Consider the following 18,957-nt stretch of genomic DNA (forward strand, 5'->3'; position numbering starts at 1 on the left):
GTTGGCCCACCTGATGGGCCTGCGCGACGAGTACCTCGACAAGAAGTCGGCTCTGCGGCGGCGGCGTGCGGCGTCGGCGGTCCACGAAGACGGCGGCTTGATGACGGCGGGCGTGCTCGGTCCGAACGTCGCGATCAAGCCCCGCAACGTGTTCATGCTCGAGTCGATCGCGAACGCCCTGGGCACGCTGCCGGAACCCAGCTCGTCGAACTACCAGCACGTCGATCCAGGGCCGCCGCAGACCGGTGACCCCGACATCGACATCCCCGAGGTGCCCCCAGGCCTCCTGGACCTCGCCGTCGACGCGGAGCCGGCCACCCTCGTGGCCGACAGCGACGCCATCGAGCTCATCGACGACGGCCATGGCGTGCAGCGCCTCGGCCCGGTCGCGGACGACGAACTGGAGGTCGTCCAGCTCAACGCCAAGGCCATCGGGCACGAGAACACGTCCGTCGGCAACTACTCCGATTCGTCCTCCGATGCGTCCGGCAACCTGCACCGGGTCCCCGAGTCGGCGCCGGCACCGGCACCGGCTGACCACGGTCGAACGACCTCCACTGACGACGGCACCATCGAGGGCACGTTGTTCAAGCGTCGTCGCGATGAGGGTGATGAGGCCTCCGTGCCGCAGAAGCGCGCACGGGTCGGCGACGGCGAGCTGACCGTTGCCGCGGTGGACATCGCGATGACGGACATGGACGTCGATGACTCCATGAGCGACCTGACGTCCATCGCCGATGAGGAGGAGCGGGACGCCGGGGAACGGCAGATGTCCGGAACCCCGCGCTCGCGGGACTACGACGACGGCACTGTCGTCAACGACATGTTCGACCGCCTGGTGGGCAGCACGGCGGCGTCGACCATGACCGAAGCCGAGCACGAGGAGCTGCTGGCGAAGAGCGTCCTGAACGACTGGCCGCTGGCCTATGTCGTCAACATCGTCGTCGGCGTGAAGGAAGCGCACAGGATCGCCGAAGTGGTCGACCAGATCATGGACGGCGTCCCGGACGGGATGCGGGACCGGGTCGCGTTCGTGTTCGGCGTGAACGCGAAGGAAACCAAGCAAACGACCAAGAAGCTCAACGAGTTCATGGGGGTGGCGCCCGAGCTCGTCGCCGCCATCCCCCGGCCGGTCGCGGTCACGCGGGCGTCGTTCAAAAAGGACTTCCCGCCCGGAGACATGCGCAACAAGACGCTGGCGTCGGACGCCACGAAGGACCTCGTCGCGGCGTTCATCGGCCAGCGCCGCCACCCGTACATCTCGGTCCAGGACTTCGACAAGGGTTCCCGTCGGGTGCCGTCGGGTGCCCACGTGTTCAGCCACTTCCAAGACGCGGTTCGGGACTCGATCTCCCTCCCCACCCGCCCACTGCTCATGGCGGGCGGGTACCGCGCGGACAGCGCCGACGAGTTTGCGGACCACATGGCCGAGGACATGATCGTCCGAGGCCGGCTGGCCCAGACGCATCCTCTGCTCCCGTACTCGCCGGAACCGAACTTGTTCTTCGACGCCACGGTGTTGCTGGTCGACGGCAACCAGATCGCTTTCGGCGCCGCCGCAGCGGAGTTCGGGCAGCTGGCTGATCGTCTCAACGAGCGCTTCGCCGCCGAACTGGCGACGTACTACAAGCGCAACCGGAGGGAGCGGGAGCGGCACGCACTGGATGCAGCGGTCGAACAGCATCCGTTGCGTGGCAAGGCCTTCCTGACCGATTTCCTGTCAGGTGCCATCGCGACCGATCTCAACCGCATCCGCAAGGGCGCAGGTGGGTCGAAGGCGAGCATCCCGCAAACCCATGTCGGCCTGGCCTCGGTGCGCAACCAGTTCTTCGGGGATGGCGCGAAGCGGGCACTGCAGCACGGAACATCGCTCGGCAATTACCGGCTCGCCTTCCGGAAAGATCCGGAGGAGTTCGCCGATCCGCTCTGGCCGCGGAAGTTGCGACTCCGCACTGCTGCCAACGTCATCCAGGTCGTCGTCCCTGACAGCGACTCGGAAGATGACGCGAACGTCGCCACGAACGTCGATGCGAACGTCGACATGGACGTCGACATGGACGTCGACATGGACGTCGACATGGCGACGGTGCAGCGGTGGGTTCCGCCGACGAACGCCATGTGGCTCGGCGAGGGCACGGCCGCCGAATACTCCACCCGCGTCTCCGCGCTGCTCAAGGGGATCCAGACCGGGCTCCGCCCCGAGGACATGGTGCTCAACGCCTTCAACGTGGCCACGTCCGACCAGGCGACCACGCTCGTGCGCACCTTCATCGCGTTGCGCGACCAGGTGCTGGCGGCCGAACCGCCGATCGCCGACGGGAGCCTCTTCGACGCGGTGACCAAGGCACTCGACCCGGCCGATGTGAGGACGATTGCGAGGATCCTGCGCGCGGCCGTGGTCGCCACGGCCATCGCGCAGACCACAGCAGAGCTGAAGGCTGCCCGAATCGGGAGTCAGCCGCTGGTGCGCTACACGGTGCACAGCCCGTTCAGCAACGGGCACCTGATCAACGCCGTTGTGCAGCACCGGAACTGGGCGCCGCTGACGGGCGACCTGTCCGCCGAGTACGTGCCGGACCGGTTGAGTGACGAGAAGGAGCCGGTGCCCGGCGACTTCACCCCGAGCGCGGAGCAGAACGAGACCGTCGACCGGCGTGACGCGGACCGGAGGCGGGAGGAAGAGGAGCAGGCTGTCCGCGCATACGACTTCGTGGGTCGCCTGATCGCCACCCTGCTGGACCGCGACCTGATCATCACCCGCGGCGGTCGGCGGACCACGTTGACCCCGTTCGACCGGGACGCGCGCAACACCGAACCGCTGCACCTCGAGCAGTACGACGACAACGGTCACGTCGGCTACCGGCCGGTCGCGTCGCCGCAGTCGCTGTCGCCGCAGTCGTCGCCGGCCCCCGACGAGTGGTCGGACGACGAGATCATCGCTCCCCCTCCCACACCAGAACCGGTAGCGGAGCCGGACACCAGGGAGGAGCTCGAGGAGAAGCTCAAGCAGGCCCGTGCAACCGTGGCGAGCACCCGCGCGGCCCGGTCCGCAGCTCGTGCGGAATGGGACCGCCTGGTGCGGGAGCGGGTCCTGGAACGCCACAAGGGCCTGACGACTCCGCCTCCGGCGCCGACGAAGTCCGACCGGCAGAGCGTGCTCAAGCGGAACACACCACTGGCGAACTGGGTCGCGAACTCCGAGTTCGACTACCAGCTCGCACTCCAGGCGGTGAAGGACGTCTCCAGGCAGTTGGCTGCTGCCTCGGCTCCGATCGTCAGGACCCCCGTCGAGGTGGGCAAGGTCGTGTCGGTCGACCACTCCGTGCTCGACGACGACACGTGGTTCAACAGCGAGGCGGTGACCGCAGAGTGGTTTGAGCCGTCGAACCCGGTGAGCGAGCAGGACATCCGCAGCGGCAGGGAGCTCGCCCCCGTCTCGCTCGTCGACGGGCGGCAGGTCGACGTCTTTCGCGTCCCGGCTCGTGCCGAGTCGGTTCCGAGCCTGATGAGCATCATGACCGGGCCTCACGCAACGGGCATTTACGAACGCGATGTGCTGACCGACGCCGGCCTGCGCGAGCTGGAGGCCAAGCAAGCAGGGCGGGAGCCGCTCAGCGAGATCGAAGTCCAGGACCTCGACCGCAGGCGTGCGTTCGACCAGCTCCCGGCGCGCATGCGGGATGCGATCCGCAGGGTGGAGGAAAAGAACGCGATCAAGCGGGCCAGGGGAGCGCTTGGCTACTTCCACACCGACGTGCGGTACGACCGGAGGAGGTTCCAGGTCGGTGACACCACCGTCCAGGACTTCACGGTCCGCATCCACCTCAACGTGGCTCCTGACACCTCGGCGACGGATGTCGTCGAACTCGAACGCTGCGCGCTGCACGGCGTGAACCGGTTCTACAACCAGGGCAACCGGCTTCCATCGGGTGATCAGTTCCACGTCACGGTCCAGTTCGTGGACAACCCAGAAGACGCGCACCACATCATCGAAATCGTCGACACGACGTCGCGTTTCAAGTCCACCACGTCGAGGTGGTGGGCGTACGCGAACGACGCGACGTACGCCCACGAGATCGGCCACCTGCTGGGTCTGCCCGACGAGTACCGGGACGAGCGGTCCGTGTTCCGGGCCGAGGCGCACCAGTCGAGGGTCCACAGCGACGCGGGCGTGATGACCGCCGGCTTCTCCCGGGACCACGCGGCGCTGAAGCCTCGCAACCTGTTCACGATCGAGCGAACCGCCAACGCGCTGGGGACGGTCGCCGAGCCCGCGTCCAGCAGCTACCGCGGTCACGGTGTCAAGCCCGGACCGTTGCACACCGGCGACATCGACATCCCTGATGTGCCAAGCGATTCCGACGACGACGCGGAACTGTCCGATCAGGACTTCGACGAGGCGGACGCTTCCGCGCTGTCCATGCCGGGGCTGCGACTGGACCTCAGCCACCCGCAGGAGGAACAAGACCTGCTCGCTTCCCCGCTCCGGCCGGACCTGTATCCCGCTCCGGCCGACCTCGAGCCGGACGCGGCGCCTGCGTTCGACCCGGTCGACGGCAAGCCGTCACCGGCCCGACCTGTCGTCGATGCCGCGTCCCTGTTCGCGGAACCGACCGAAGACCAGACCCGGACCGGGACGAGGGTCCGGCTCGTCATCCAGTACCCGTCGGGCGCTCCTGAGAGCTCGACGGCTAATGCTGAGAAGGATCCCTCCGAGTCGCAGCCGGCGCCGCGCACCGGTCTCGGTCTCGACGAGGTGGCGGAAGCCCAGTTCGAACCGGTTGCCGAGCGCGCGATCGACATGCTGAGGCCACACGCGCCGGTGAACGAAGTCCGCGCTCAGAACCGCGAGGACCAGGGCGGTGTCAACCACGTGGTTCGCCGGATCGAGGTCGAGCCGGGGAAGTGGGTACGGGAGTTCACTCTCAAGATGTACCTGACTTTCGGCGCGGGCACGGCGAGGAGGGAGTCGGGCGGTTTCTGGGTGACGTTGCTGAACGCCGTCAACTTGGAGTTCAACCGAGGTTTTCGGCTCCCGGAGAGTGGTGACCAGTTGCGGTTGCAGGTTGTCCGTGCCGATGTGCCGTCGGATGCGGACTTCTGCGTCACGGTGGAAAGTCCCGAGTCCGTCGAACCGCCGGAGCGCTTGAGGTGGCGATCCGATGATTCGTTCGCGACCATCGCCCTGCGGTTGCTCGACTTGCTGGGCGTCCAGGCCGGCCCCGTAACGCCGGTCACGAACGAGCTGGGTTTCGGTTTGACCCAGGGCAATCTGCTGGGGCTGGACAGGCAGCGCCCGGATGGCGGATGGCGGAACCTGGCGTACGCGGACATCCCGGCGCGCTCCGGGCTGGTCTTCCTCGACACCACCGACTACGCCAACCGGGTTCGCAAGGTCCTGCCACGGCAGCTTTTGTCGAGCCCGTTGAGGTTCAACGGGCAGGTGGTGGGCGCAAGCTTCACCGGAGTCACCAATGACGTGCAAAGCGATGTGTGGGTGGGCAACCCACGACGCGCCAACACGGTCTACCTCTGCGAGATGGGCGGGAACTCCGATCTCCTGAAGGAGCGGAACAGCCGTCGAATTCTGCCGGTCGTGGTGCCCGGACTGGATTCCGCGGACGCACGGGTGTTCACCTGGCACGCCACGCCGAACCGGGGCGAGTTCTACGCGGAGGGCATCGGCGGTGTGTTTCTCAACGGCGCGGCGGCCGCACAGTTGGATCCGGTCGTCGATGCTGTGCGCGATGTGCCGCAGGACGGGCTGGTACTGCTGCTCGCGTGTTCGGCGGGAGCTCTGCGGAAGCAGGGAGGGTTCGCGTACGACTTCGAGGCGGCACTCAGGCGGGACGGCCGTCGCCGTCGTGTCGTGGCGTCCTCGTCCGTGATGGCCGTTGGCGGCAGCTCTGCCATCTACATCAAGGATGGCGGCCACCTGAGGACTTTCGGTGCCACGACTGTCGAGGACGACGATGCTGTGGTTGTGGAGCTGGTCGCGGCCGCGATCGCCGACTGGCGGTACGCGCCGGGAGAACCTCGCTTCGGTTATGCCAAGATCCCGCTCGACGACCGGGCGGCCACCCTTGACCTGATCCGCGAACTTGTGGATGAGCTGCGCCATGACGTCGCCAGCAGAAGCGGTGACCTGGATCTGGTGCTACTGGACGAGAGGGCGTCCCGGCGGCATTTGCGTCCGGACTTGATCGTCGCGGCGGTGCTGGCGTACGTGGCTTCAGACCCCAAGGTACTGCCCGGGGTGCGCACGATCACGGATCGCAAGTTCGATGAGCGCGCAGACACGTGGACCGCTGTCCGCCTGGGCGACCTCGCACGCGGCCGGTTCGCAGTGACAGGGCGGTCGAGCTGGGACTACGAGCGCAAGGAGCACCGGCGGCCCGTCACGTTGGTGCCACTGTGGATGTCGGCGTCGCTGCGCCTGTCGGACGTGAGGAAGGTCCCTTCGGTGGACCTGTACGTCAACTTGTCCACGGGGCAGATCGACGACTTCGACGTGGCGGAGAACTTCATTCGAGCCGTCGCGGAGTCGGCCGTGGAGAACAAGGCGGACGGACTCCCTCTTCCGCGTGTCAGCGTCGTCGGCTATGGACGCATGGATGCCTTTGCGTTGTCATCGGACAAGGCGGTCATCAAGGGCGCGAGGCGGGCCAAGATCGCGGCGGACAGGCTGCGCCGAATGCTCACCAGCGAGCTCATTCGATTGACGCCCGAGGGTGAAGAGCCGATCTCGGCCGAGTCCGTGATTCCCGAACGGGGGATCAGTGGCTGGTTCGAACGGCATTCGGTCGACCGGGCGAGGGCCGCCCGCGCTACCGCCAGTGTCGATCCGTCGTTGACGTCGGCGATCGAGGGCAAGGCGTACGAAATGCCCAAGATCGGAACCGTCGTGTACGGCGGCACCACCAACATCTCCTCCGTGCCCGGCGGATGGGACGGGGACCAGGTGGTCAGCTCCGAGCAGGTCCCGTCGACCGCAGTGGCGAGCGAGGGCGAGGAGTTGGGCGGAGCCGGCATCGATGACGCCCAAGCCACTGTGGAGACGACGGCCGTGTCCTCCGCGGTGACCGCCGTGCCGGATGCTCAGGCTCTGTCCGCACGCGGCCCGTCGATCACTGAGTTGCCTGGCGGCGATCGGGTCGTGGAGCCCGGCCGGGACGTCGCGAACGAGGCGCCGTTCGATCTGCTGACTTCGCTTGACATGGTCCGGTCCAGCGCGCCGGTCAACGAGGTGCGGGCGAGCAACGACCGCGGCCCGGTCAACTACGACGTGCGCCGGATCGAGGTGCGGCCGGGTGTCTGGGTGCGGGAGATCACCCTGCGGGTTCGCACGAACTTCAAAACGCGGGACAGGAACGAACAGAGCACCTTCTGGAAGCGCCTCGAACGAGGCGTCGAGGAGCTGTTCAACCAGGGCGTCGTGCTGCCGGACAGCGGTGACGTGTTGCGGGTGCAGCTGCTTCGCGTCGAGGACAGCGGCGCTCATGCCCACGCCGAGGTGGCCGTCGAACTCGGCGTGGCCGACCGGGTCGAGACCCGGACCACCTGGACGATCGACGGGGCGGACCGCGTTCTCGCTCAGCACGTGGCTGATCTGCTCGGTGCGTTTGACGGCACGAAGCTGTGGGAGGGCACGACTCTCACCCCGAGCCAGCTCACAACGTTGGACCCGCATGTTCCCGGCACCCTGTCGCACGGGGACCTGCCGGACACGAGTCAGGTGCTGTGGGTGTCCGGGACCGACTCGCAGGGCCGGATCCGCAGGTTCACCCCAGGACAGGTGACGAAGAGGCTGGTCCAGCGTGACGGCAAGGACGTCGGCACGCTCTTCCTGGAAGGCACCCACGGCCACCGGTGGATCGGGATGAGGCATCGCGCGAACGCGGTGCTGCTCAGGGACACGGCTCGCAACAAGGTGTTGCCGGTCCACATCGACGGCTTGGACGACGACTCCACAACGATCTTCAGCCTGCACGGCAACGAGACCTCTGGCCGGCTCGACGTCGACTCGATCGGTGCCGTCGGGGTCGGGCCTGAGGGGTTTGTGGACGTGGCCGTGGACACGGGACTCCTCGGTGGACGGCCTGACGGCAGTCTGGTCGTGCTTCTCGCGTGCAAGGCCGGGGCTCTGCCGAATGAGGACGGCTTCTTGCGCGGCGTTCAGAAGGTGCTGGAGGGCAGGGGCTTCAAGCGGCGGGTCGTCGGGGCAACCGGGCTCGTCGCCGTGCATCCCCCTGAGCCGGGGGGTGGCGACGGCAGGAATCCGACCGTGTCCGCCTTCGACGGTGGCCACTTCACCGTTGTCGGCGAGACGACGGCGGCCGATGACGCCATGGTCGTCGCCGAGTTGGTCGCCGCGCGGGAGCAAAGCTGGGGCTATGCGGCCCAGAGCGCCGCCGCGTCGGGCACGAAGATCGCGGTTGAGGATCGTGCGGGAACGCTGGTGTTGCTCGGCCGGATCGTCGAGTTCGCAGGGGTGTCGGTGCCGGCGCGTGGTGGTGACCTGGATCTGGTCGCGGTGCAGGAACTGGCGAGCGGCCACGAACGGCCGGACATCGTCGTGGCCGCGGCGCTGGCGTTCATGTACGAGGACGGCTTGCCTCTGGTCCGTTCGGTGACGGACCACAAGCGCGTCGACGGCGTGTGGCGCTCGGTTTCGCTGGGCGCGCTCGCCAGGGCGCGGTTCACCGTGACCGGGAAGGGCACCTGGACCAAGGACGAGGTCCGGCGCCCGGTCCGGCTGGTCCCGCTGGACGAGGTGGCACCGCCGCGGACGGCGGACTCCGTCGTGGTGCACCCGGTCCACGTCGAATACCACCTGAAGTCGGGCCGGGTCAAGGACCGGACGGCGCTTCAGAGGTTCGCGGGTCTCCTGGCGGAGATCGCGGTCGAGAACACCCTCGACGAGCTTCCGCTGCCGGACTTGCGCATCGTCGGGTACAGCCGGATCGGTTTGCTCGTCGGTGACGAGCAGTCCGTGGCACGCGAGGCGAGCAAGCACGCCGAGGACACCCTCACCAGGCTGCACACGGATGTCCGGCAAGCCCTGTCCAGGTTGACGGATACCAGGACCACGTCGCTGTCCGCCCAGGCGGTGCTGCAGAACGTGCACCTGGAAGGTGTCGCGGTGCCTTATCTGTCGGAGGCCGCCACCGGGCGCGCCACGATCACCCTCAGCCATCCATGGGACGAGGAAGCTCTGTCCGCCGGTGAGGCGAGCGACGACGAATCGTTGGTGGACGTTGGAGACGACTACCTGAGCTCTGACGGCGACACCACCGAGCCGTGGGAGGCCGATCACGATTCGCTGAGCGATTTCGAGGTTGAGTATCTGAGTACCGATGCCGGCACCACCGAGTCGTGGGAGACCGTGGTCGGAGAGGAAAGCCACCCGTCGAAGCAACCCACCGAGACGGTCTTCGACCACACGCGCGAGGTCGCGGGCTGGCTCGACCGGATGCTCGCGTCGTGGGCGGGCAGGATTCCCGAAGCGCCCCGTTCCGGCGCCTGGAAGGTGAGCGACGTCCTGCCGGAGCGCAAGTGGTGGCGCCTTTACATCGACCCGCGGCACCACACGGAGGCGCTCGAGGACCAGCGGAACCCCGGCGCCTATTACGACGGTGATCTGTCGCCAGGCTTCCAGCGCGACATGGTGGCCGCGGTCCGGACGATCCTGGACGACCCGGCCGTGGTCGCCAGGCACGTGGACTGGCACGAGTACGAGCGGATGCACACGCTGGCCACGCGGCACGCCCGTGCGCAGCACGATGACCCGACCTCGTTCGACATGACCGGAACACAGCCAGGGCAGGTGGGCTTCTACACGGAGACCGGAGAACCAGCCGCTGACCTGGCGGACGAGGTCATCGCCGGCCGCCCCCTCGTGAGCCGCCCGCTGGACATGTACATGGACGACGACGAACGCGGCCACGTGGCGCTGTCGGAGTCGCGAGGCGGTGGGGGATGGACGCTGGAACCCGCGTACGCCCCTGCGGAGACCTCCGTGCTGGTGGACGCGGTGTTCGAGCGGTACTACAACGAGTTGGCCGGCGCGGTCGGCGATCACGATCGGCTGCGTGCGATCGCGCGCGCGGTGCGCGCACTGCACGTCCTGCACCCGTTCGGCGACGGCAACGGCAGGCTGAACGTGTACCTGCTGCTGCCGAGGCTGTTGCTGGCCAACGGGTTCCGGCCGGTGCTCGTGCCGTCGATGTCGCACCTGTTCTCCGGCGGTTTCACGGTGGACCAGATCGCGACCGCGTTGCGCTGGGGCCTGGACCAGGAGCTGCCGGTCGAAGGCGGTGAGGACGTCGTCCCGGCGTTCGGAGGGCAGCCAGATCCCGAAGTGTCGCCGTTCGCAGAGCCGGGCGTGCCGGCCACACCTGTGCCTGCTGTCGCCGAGCTGGCAGCCGCGGAGATTCCCGCAGCGCAAACCGGACTCTTCCACCGCGTCCCCGCACCCGACTCCTTCGGCGATGAAAGGTTCCGCAGCTCCCCTGTGGATCGGGCGCGGTTCAGGCAGTCATTGGCCGACTACGAGGAACTCGCCGCCAGCGTGGAGCAGGCGCAGACCGAAGCCGACTACCTCGGCGCCATCAGGCAGGAGGACCTCGTCGCGGTAGTGGCCTTCGCGGAGGGAAGGTTCGATCAGGACCACCACCAGGATCAGGCGCCGCGCACCGCGAACCAGCCAGGAGTCTTCCGCGGCGACCACCACCTCAGGGCGCTTGCCTCCGGGCTGAACCAGCTTCCGGCGTATCACGGTGCGGTGGTGCAGATGGCGAGCTTGGACGCGGCGGAGCTCGCAGACGTCATGGTGCGGTATCAGCCGGGCACCGTCGTGACGGAGAACGGGTTCACCAGCAGCACCCTGGCTGCCCAGCAGCACGGGGACGAGAACGTCGTCCTCACCGTCCACTCCACGACCGGGCGGGACCTCACGGCCCTCCTCAGCCCGTCTGAGGACCGCATGGTCGTGTTCACGCCAGGCACGCGTTTCAAGGTCGTCACCCGCGCGTTCCTTCCTGCCGAGGAACCCGGCAGCGGCGGCATGTGGCTGTTCGGGTTGATCCAGCTGGCTGACACCGACCCCGAACCCGCCCCGGTCGAGACCGAGTACGACTGGACGACCAACGCGATGGTGCTGGCCTACCGGGCAGGTCTGGTCGATCGGTTGATGTCGGGCGGCGTGAACCCCGAGGCGCGGGAGGTGGCAGTTCGCGAGGTGCTCCTCACCCTCGCAAACCAGCAGACGTCGCAGGACTTCGACGAAGCGTGGGTGTTGGCCGACGATCTGGCGCGGGCCCTGGAGCTGGCCGACGAGCGCGGTCTGACCGAGTACGTGCTTCAGCTGTCCGGTCCTGAAGCTTCCGCCGAAGCAGTGGGCCGGCTGCTGGTCGAGTCCGTCACGCTGCTGGCTGGAAGCAACCAGAACCAGCCGGTGGACCGGGCAGGGCGAAGCAGAGGCGACCTGGAGCAGGAAGGCGTGCTCGACCGGCTCCCGACTCCGGAAGAGGTGCTCGACAGACTCGGATTTGTGGTCAGCCGTCCGGCCTTCGGGACTCAGGTCCAAGCGCAGCCTTCTCGGGCTGTCACCGGAACCCCGTTCGCCGAGCCACTCCTGCCGTTGGACCTAGCTGTCTCGGAGACCTTCGTCGCGGAGCTGTTCGATCAGCTCGATGCGGAGGTGCCACCGGTACCACGACCGGTCGAACTGCGGACTGGGGAGTGGCGATCGCGTCCGCTCGACACGCAGCTCGATGTCGACCGACTGGTGGAAGAGTTCGGCCTGCCCGAGGCGAACCAGAAGAAGTTCCAGAACATCGCCGACAGGTTCGGGTTGGTCATCGACGTGCGGCCGACCAATCCGGATTCGGTGCGCTGGCTTGAGCAAGGTGCCGTGCCCAAGCCGCAGGAGATCAAAGCGAAGACGATCAACATCTGGGACACGCGTCTCGGTGCACTGCCCCAGAACATCGGGCTGGTCGGCTACTTCGATCCGCAAGAGCCAGAGACCGAGTCCTTGTCGCCTGCTGAGCGCAGCCAGGTCCTGAAGCGCTACCAGGACCGGAAGACGGAGTACGCCACCCTCGCGGATGAGATGGCGGACCTGGTGAGCCGGGGTCACTACCGTGTCGTCAACGGTGTTGTCCAAGCCCACACGTCGACCGGTTACCGCCAGATCACCGGTGATCACGACGTGTTCCACATCCGGACTCCCGACGACGGAGCCCCGCTTGCGGAGAAGGACTACGAACGCGTGGTGTGGTTGCTCAGGCGTCGCAGCATGGGCGTTGAGCACGGGGCGCATGTGTACTGGCACCCAGGTGATGCGTTCCAGCACCGGATTTTCGAAGGCATCAAGGTTCGCCACCGCAGAGACAGTGTCGATGCCGAGCCACTGGTGAGGTTCAGTCCCGGTGAACCTGTGCACCTGGTCTACGCCGAGGAACCGGCCGGACCGCCGGCCGTGCACGCGAACACCTCCGGCGACGTTCCGGTGCTGCACGACTCCGCTCCGGCCGAAGAGATCTTCGGAGACTGGAACTGGAGTGACGCCACGGCGAGCCGGACACCGCTGAACGCGGCCGCCGACAGTGCCTTCGGCCCCGAGCACGGCTGGACAGTGGAGGCGATCGCGCCTTCCGAGCAGCGAACCGGCGACAGCCGTTACGGCTTGCTGAAGCGCATGGTCTCCGACGATGAGAGCTGGCGCTACAGCACGGCGGACTCTGCGGCGTGGATGCAGCCGCACAGGCCGATGCACGTGGAGCAGTGGGAAGGCCTCCGGGACAAGGCTGTGCCCGCGTACATCCGGACTGCGCCGTTCGCCGTGTCGGACCAGTCGGTGATCGTGCCGGGCCAGACGCCGGGTGAACGTCCGCAGGTGCTGATCGGTGCGGCGTTCAGGGAGTCGGAGGCCGCCTACGAGCTCCGGCGGATGGAGGTCGAGCCCGGCCGGTGGGTGAAGGAGTTCACCGTCAAGGTGTTCCTGCGGGTGCCGTCCGGGGTGGAGCCCGAGCGGGTCGAGGGCATGCGGAAGGCGATGCACGCCGGCGTGAACTGGTTCTACAACCAGGGCTACCGCTTGCCCTCGGGCGACCAGCTGCACGTGCGGGTGGAGTTCGTCGACTCACCTTCCGCGGCGACCGTCGAGGTCGACATCCACCCGGACGGCGCGATCAGCAGTCAGCACTCGTTCGGGCTGTGGGACAACGGCCACACCCTCGCCCACGAGCTGGGTCACACGCTGGGGTTGTACGACGCCTACAACCTCGAGGCGATCTTCCACAATGTGCGGAAGGGCGCCGTCCACAGGAACAGCCGTGGCACCGTCATCGGTCCGGTTCGTGGCAAGCCGGCCGGTGGCCGAGGCCTGATGTCGGAAGGGCTCTATGCCGCGGACGCCCGGCTGCTGCCCAGAGAAGCCTGGGTGCTCGAACAGATCGCCGGCGCTGGTTCGGCCGTGGTCGAGGGGTACGGCACAGCCGTGCACCCGGACGCTCCGGGTGAGGCGGCTGCCGAGCCGTCGTCCGCGCCCCGGTCTTCTGTGGTTCGCGACACGACCTACACGATGCTGCACGGCGACACGCCACCGGATTCGGGCGATCGGTCGGTGTTCGAGCTGGCGGCAGGTGGAGACCTCGCCGCGATCATCCGGCTGGCCGGCGAGGGTCACCGCGACTCGCTCGCCGTGCTCGCTGAACGCGCAGGCGGAGGCGAAGCGTCGGCTCGGCTGGCTTTGGCCGAGATGGCGGCTGCGGGCAGCGTGCAGGCCGCAGCGGCCCTGGTGCGAATCGGCGACACGGAGACCCACCCGCTGCTGGGTGATCGCTCTGCGGTGGACGTTCTCGTCGAGCTGGTCGATGTCGCGCCTCCGCGGGTGCCGCACCTCGTCGCGCGGTCGCTGCTGCGCGACCTCGCGGCTGAGGGGCGTGCGGATGCTGTGTCCGCGCTGGTTCGGACGAACGACGTCGAAGGTCTCCACCAGGCGGCTCTCGCCCACGCCGGGGAAGCGCTCGATGGCCTCTACGCGCTGGCGTCCCGGGGTGATGAGACAGCGCTGAAGGCGTCGGCAGAGGTCAGTGACGTCGACGAGCTTCGGCGGCGTGTCGAGGCGGGCAGCCACGAGGCCCGCACGGTGCTGAAGAAGCTGGCGGCGGCGGGGGACGAGCACGCGCTGCAAGCGTTGGTGGCCGAGCCGGACGCGGCCTCGATGGTCGAGCTGGCGGTCCGCACGAAGTCCGCCGACGCACGCAGTGCCCTGGTCCTCCTCGCCGCGAACGGCGACTCGGCCGCGGCGTCGGCGCTGGCGTACATGGGAGATCTCGACGGTTTGCGGTGGTTCGCGCCGGCCGCCCACGCCGAGCTCGCCGACCTTGTGCGCCGGTTGACCACGACCAGCGCACGGCCGGCTGTGACGGCGTTCACGTTGCGCGACATCGTGCGGATGGTCGCAGAGCGGCACGACCAGAACGAGCCTGACGCCGCGGTGGAACTCGTACGCGAGATCACCGCAGCCCACGGCTTCGCCGAGTTGTACGGCATCACGGCCTCGCTGCTCACCCGAGACGCCGACGAGGAGGTGCTCGGAGGCGTCGTGTTCGACGTCCTGTTGATGATCATGGGGCCGGACGGCGAGACGAATGCCCTGCGTGTCGCGAACGCCTTGGAGTTGCTCGACGGCGCAGGTCTCGTGAATGCCCACCTCGCGGCGCCCTCACGTGCGGAGTTCGGTGCCGCGCTGGTTCGCACGACGGGCGCGCTGTCCTCGTCCGACGAGGCGAAGGTCCTGGCGGAGCTCGTGGCCGAGGCCGCTGCTTCCGTTCCGGTGGTCGCGACACCACATCCCGGGTACGGACAGCTGGTCCAGCAGCAGCCGAAGACGGGGAGGGAGTCCGGCGCGAAATCCGCGGACGGCGGCAACCGTGCGGCCGGTTCTGCCGCTGACCGCGACTGGACCTTCAAGCGCGTTCGCGGTGGCGGGGACGGCGGTCCACTCCTGTCGGCCTACTGCCACATGAACTCTCTGCCTGATTCGTATTACACCGAGGGTGGAAAAGCCACTCGCATCGAGCTTCTCATGGAGGCGATGGCCAGTCGGTTCGGCATGCACGTGACGCCGAGCCTGTACGACGAGCCCGACCTGACCTCCAAGCTCAACGTGCGGATTCCGGCGGAGGCGGTGACACTCACCATGCTTCGTCATCGGGAGCGAGTGCGCGTCGTGGATCTCTTCGGGGACGCCGGGTCAACCGCGCTCCGTGAAAGGCTGAAGAAGCCGAAGCCGCTCACCGTGCACCAGAGACAGGGCGGGGTCGGCTGGTACGGGTCCGCGAGGAGTCTCGCCAACAGGTTTACTTCGCCCGACGTGCTGGTGGTCGGCATGTCCGTTGTGGACGAGTACGCGGAGATCACAACGCCGCGCGGCAAACTCCTGGTGGACGGGTTCTCGCTTGCGGTGCTGCTCCGCTCGACCGGCGCACTCGACGGTCAGCCTGACGGAGGCCGGATCGTGCTGGTCGTGACCAACAGCGATAATCGTGTCTCGCTCGTGCTGGCTGAATACCTGCAGCGGAGTCTGGCGGAGCTCGGTCTGTTCCGCCGGGTCGTCATGCCGACGCACCCCACCCGCCACGATGTTTCCGACGTGGTGGTGCCCTACGGTGGCCACTTGGTGACCTTCGGCGGTGAAGACGCAGCCGTCATCGCGGACGAGCTTGTTCGAGCACGCTCGAAGAAATGGATTTACGAACAGCGAAGGCATGGGGGCCAGGGCTTGTTCGACGGTTCCGTCGAGCTGAACCATCGCAGAGACCTGCTGGATGTGCTGGACGACGTGCATCGCAGCACGCCGACCGGCAGCTCGCCCGGCTACAGCCTGCGTACAGCGTTCGACCGGCTGCGCTTGGGCGTGTCGTTCGAAGTCGCCGAGGTCGTCCTGCTGGCGTACGCGATGCAGCAGTTCAACGTGACGAGTCCCTCCGAGATGTGGGGACTGATCGCAGCTGCCACCTCCGTCGGCCTCGCGGACTTCGACCTGATCCGGAGCCAGGCACCGAAGGTCGCGGTTGAGCGACTGGACACGCGCGGCCTGCCAGTCAGGTACGACATCCACCGCGCCGAGCTGTCCCCCGGCCTCTGGGTGCGCGAGGCCCAGCTGCGGATCCAGCTGGTCTTTCCGGATGACATGCCGCAGAAGGCGCAGACGGAATTCTGGCAGGAACTCAACAGGGGAGCCGAGCGCATCCTCAACTCCGGCGTCACGCTGCCGTTCAGCGGTGATCGGCTTCTCGTCCAAGTGATCCGTGTCGACTCGGCGACCCAGGAGCCGCACGTCGTCGTCGAGGTTGTTCCGCCCGGTCCGTCGACACGGCCTGCGAGGACCACGTGGAGCGTTGACTGCGCGGATCATGTGCTCGCCCAGCAGGTGGCCGACCTGCTCGGCGCTGGTGACTCCACTCAGGCCTCGGACCGGTCGAGTGAGGTGCTGACAGAGCAGCAGCTGACGCTGATCGACTCGCTCGTGCCGCTCGACGACGTGGAGAGCGGGCCATACCCTGCCGAGGCGGACCCTGCGCACTGGCGCTACCTCAGCCGCTGGCTCACCGGCAGTGACACTTCAGGACGCGAGCGCCGGTTCGCCGCGAATCAGGTGGTGTCCGTTCCCCTGTCGCCGGAGGGCCGCCGACAGGGCTTGATCTTCCCGTCTGACGACTCGACCTGGTCCCCCGAGGTGCTGGAGCGGCTTGCCGAGTCTGGCGTGGGGCAGATCCAGTTGGTCGAAGAAGGCGGTGGACGCCGCCTCGCCGTCGACCTCTCAAACGAGTTCGGCATTGTGGTGGTGAACGCGAGCGAGCGCACGGCGTTGGTGAACGTCGACGAGATCGGTGCCGTGAGGGTGGACGGCCGTGCGTTTGCCGAGATCATCTTGTCGGCCTCGCTCAAGGGTAGGCTCGACCGCAAGATTCTCCTGCTAGCGGAGCGCGCCGGCAGGCTAGCCAGGAGCGGCGGGTTCGCTTACGACTTGGTCCAGAGTCTGAACTACGTCATGCGCCACCCCCGTGTTTTCGCGGTGACGCAGGGCCTCAAAGTGGAAATGCACCCGTCGGGTTCGACGACGCTGTTGGTGACCGGCGGAGGTCACCTCGACGAGTTCGAGGGCACCGCGAGGGGCGAAGATGGGCTGGGCCAGGACTGGATGAGCAGCGCCGCCGCGTTGAGAGTTTTCCACGAGATCCGGCGGGCGCTCGGTGAGGGATGGAACTACGCGCCTTCCGAGCGGAAACCCGCGAGGACGTTCACGCTTCGGGATCGCGGTGCGACGGTCGCGTTGATCAAGAGCGTGGTCGAGGACCTGCGGGAGTCGCTACCCGCGAGCCGCGGCGTGCTCGATCTGCGTGCCCTCGACCGGAAGCTGAAGGACGGACACGGGCAGCCAGGGGCGGTGCTGTCCCTGCTGTTGGTGCACATCGCCAACCATCACGGCGACTTGCGCGGGCAGGTCACCACCTTGGTGAACCGGCACCTCACCGGGCCGCGCCAGGAGGACTGGAAGCGGTTGCTCCTTCCGCATGTCGAACGGGCAATGTTCACCCAGACCGGCAAGGCGTTCTGGGACAAGACAGCGGAGATTCTCGGACGGGACCGCGTAGTGCGCACGCCGGTGGTGATGCGTGCGTACAACACACCTGCACCAGAGGTCATCTGGGACTATTCGTCGTTGGCGACGGTCGTCCACTTCAAGTCCGAGATCACTCGACTCACGGCGGATGCGGTGGGCACGATCAAGGACGCACACGCGTTGACCCAGTTCGCGTCCTGGGTGACGGAACTCGTCATCGAACACCACGACCAGGACCGGCCGCTACCGTTGATGACCCTCACCGGCTACAGCCGCTCCGGGGCGATGGCTCTTTTCCACCGGGACGACGCGGTCCACACGGCCCGCGAACGCGCCGCGGCGGTAGCGGCTGAGTTGTCCCGCTTGCTCATGGGCTCGGAACTGCCTCGGTACTACCGCAGTTCGATACCGACCTTCCTGGCCACCGCCAACCTGCGCGGCGTGGCGGAGCCGCGTACCGCGGCCACGGGTGGTGCCGCCAGGGTGGAAATCGTGCTCGAACCGCGTGAGGTCGTTGCAGAGCGTCTGCGTACGGAGGGTGATGTGGCGCGTTTGGCAGTTCTGGCGCGCGATGGCGTGGTGCCCGCTCATACGGCGTTGGAGAGCCTTGCGAAAGCAGGGAATGCCGAGGCGTTGCACAGCCTGGTGCAAGCCGGGAGATTCGACTCGTTGCGCGACCTCGTGAGCCAGGGGGCGGCCGCGGCCAGGCACACTCTCGTGGAGCTCGCGAAGGACGGCAACCAACTCGCGGTTGACAGCCTGCGGGATCTGGGTGATGCAGAAGGTCTGGGCGATGCGGCAGAGGCGCAGGTCAGGAACGCAGTGCTGCGTCCCTCCAACGGCGGGGACGAGCGCAGCGCCGGCGGGCTGGAACGCGTCGTCGACGAGTCCACGCAAAGCGATGAAGCACCCCTGGTGGACAGCTCCGCGCAGGCGGCGCTGCTCGAGATAGCGGAGAAGGGCCACGTCGAGGCGATCCGAGTACTGGCGCGGCAGAATGTCCACTTGCTGGGCCGGCTGCTGAAGCAGGGGGTGGCCGAGGCTCGAGCCATAACGGTGGACATGGCGAAGCACGGGCATGCTGGCGCGGTCGAGTTGCTCGTCGAGGAGAAGTACGTCGAGGGCCTGGCGGAGGCTGGCGAGGCGGGCGTCGAGGCGGCGATCAACGGGTTGCACAGGGTGGCCATGAGCGACCCTGCTGCGGCTGCGGCCTGGATGAGGTTGCGGCGTGATCGGTCCTGACGGCGCTCCGAGATTCGAGTCTCAGCCGCCTTCGCCTGGAGCTCGGCCGAAGGCAACGGCGCGACGAAATCGATCGA

1 protein-coding gene (running past one end of the window) is annotated in these 18,957 nt (G+C 67.5%); it reads left to right on the forward strand.

Going from position 1 to position 18,957, the window contains the following annotated elements; genetic code table 11:
* On the forward strand, positions 1-18,880 hold the 3' portion of the coding sequence (locus tag ABFX45_RS39780; protein ID WP_346135965.1) for a hypothetical protein. The gene continues 26,879 nt to the left of window position 1, outside the view; only the last 18,880 of its 45,759 coding nucleotides appear in the window; its start codon lies off the left edge, out of view; its stop codon occupies positions 18,878-18,880.
* Positions 18,881-18,957: the final 77 nt, after the last annotated feature.

The sequence above is a fragment of the Lentzea roselyniae genome (genome assembly GCF_039537795.1).
In the GTDB taxonomy this organism is placed as follows: Bacteria; Actinomycetota; Actinomycetes; order Mycobacteriales; family Pseudonocardiaceae; genus Lentzea; species Lentzea atacamensis.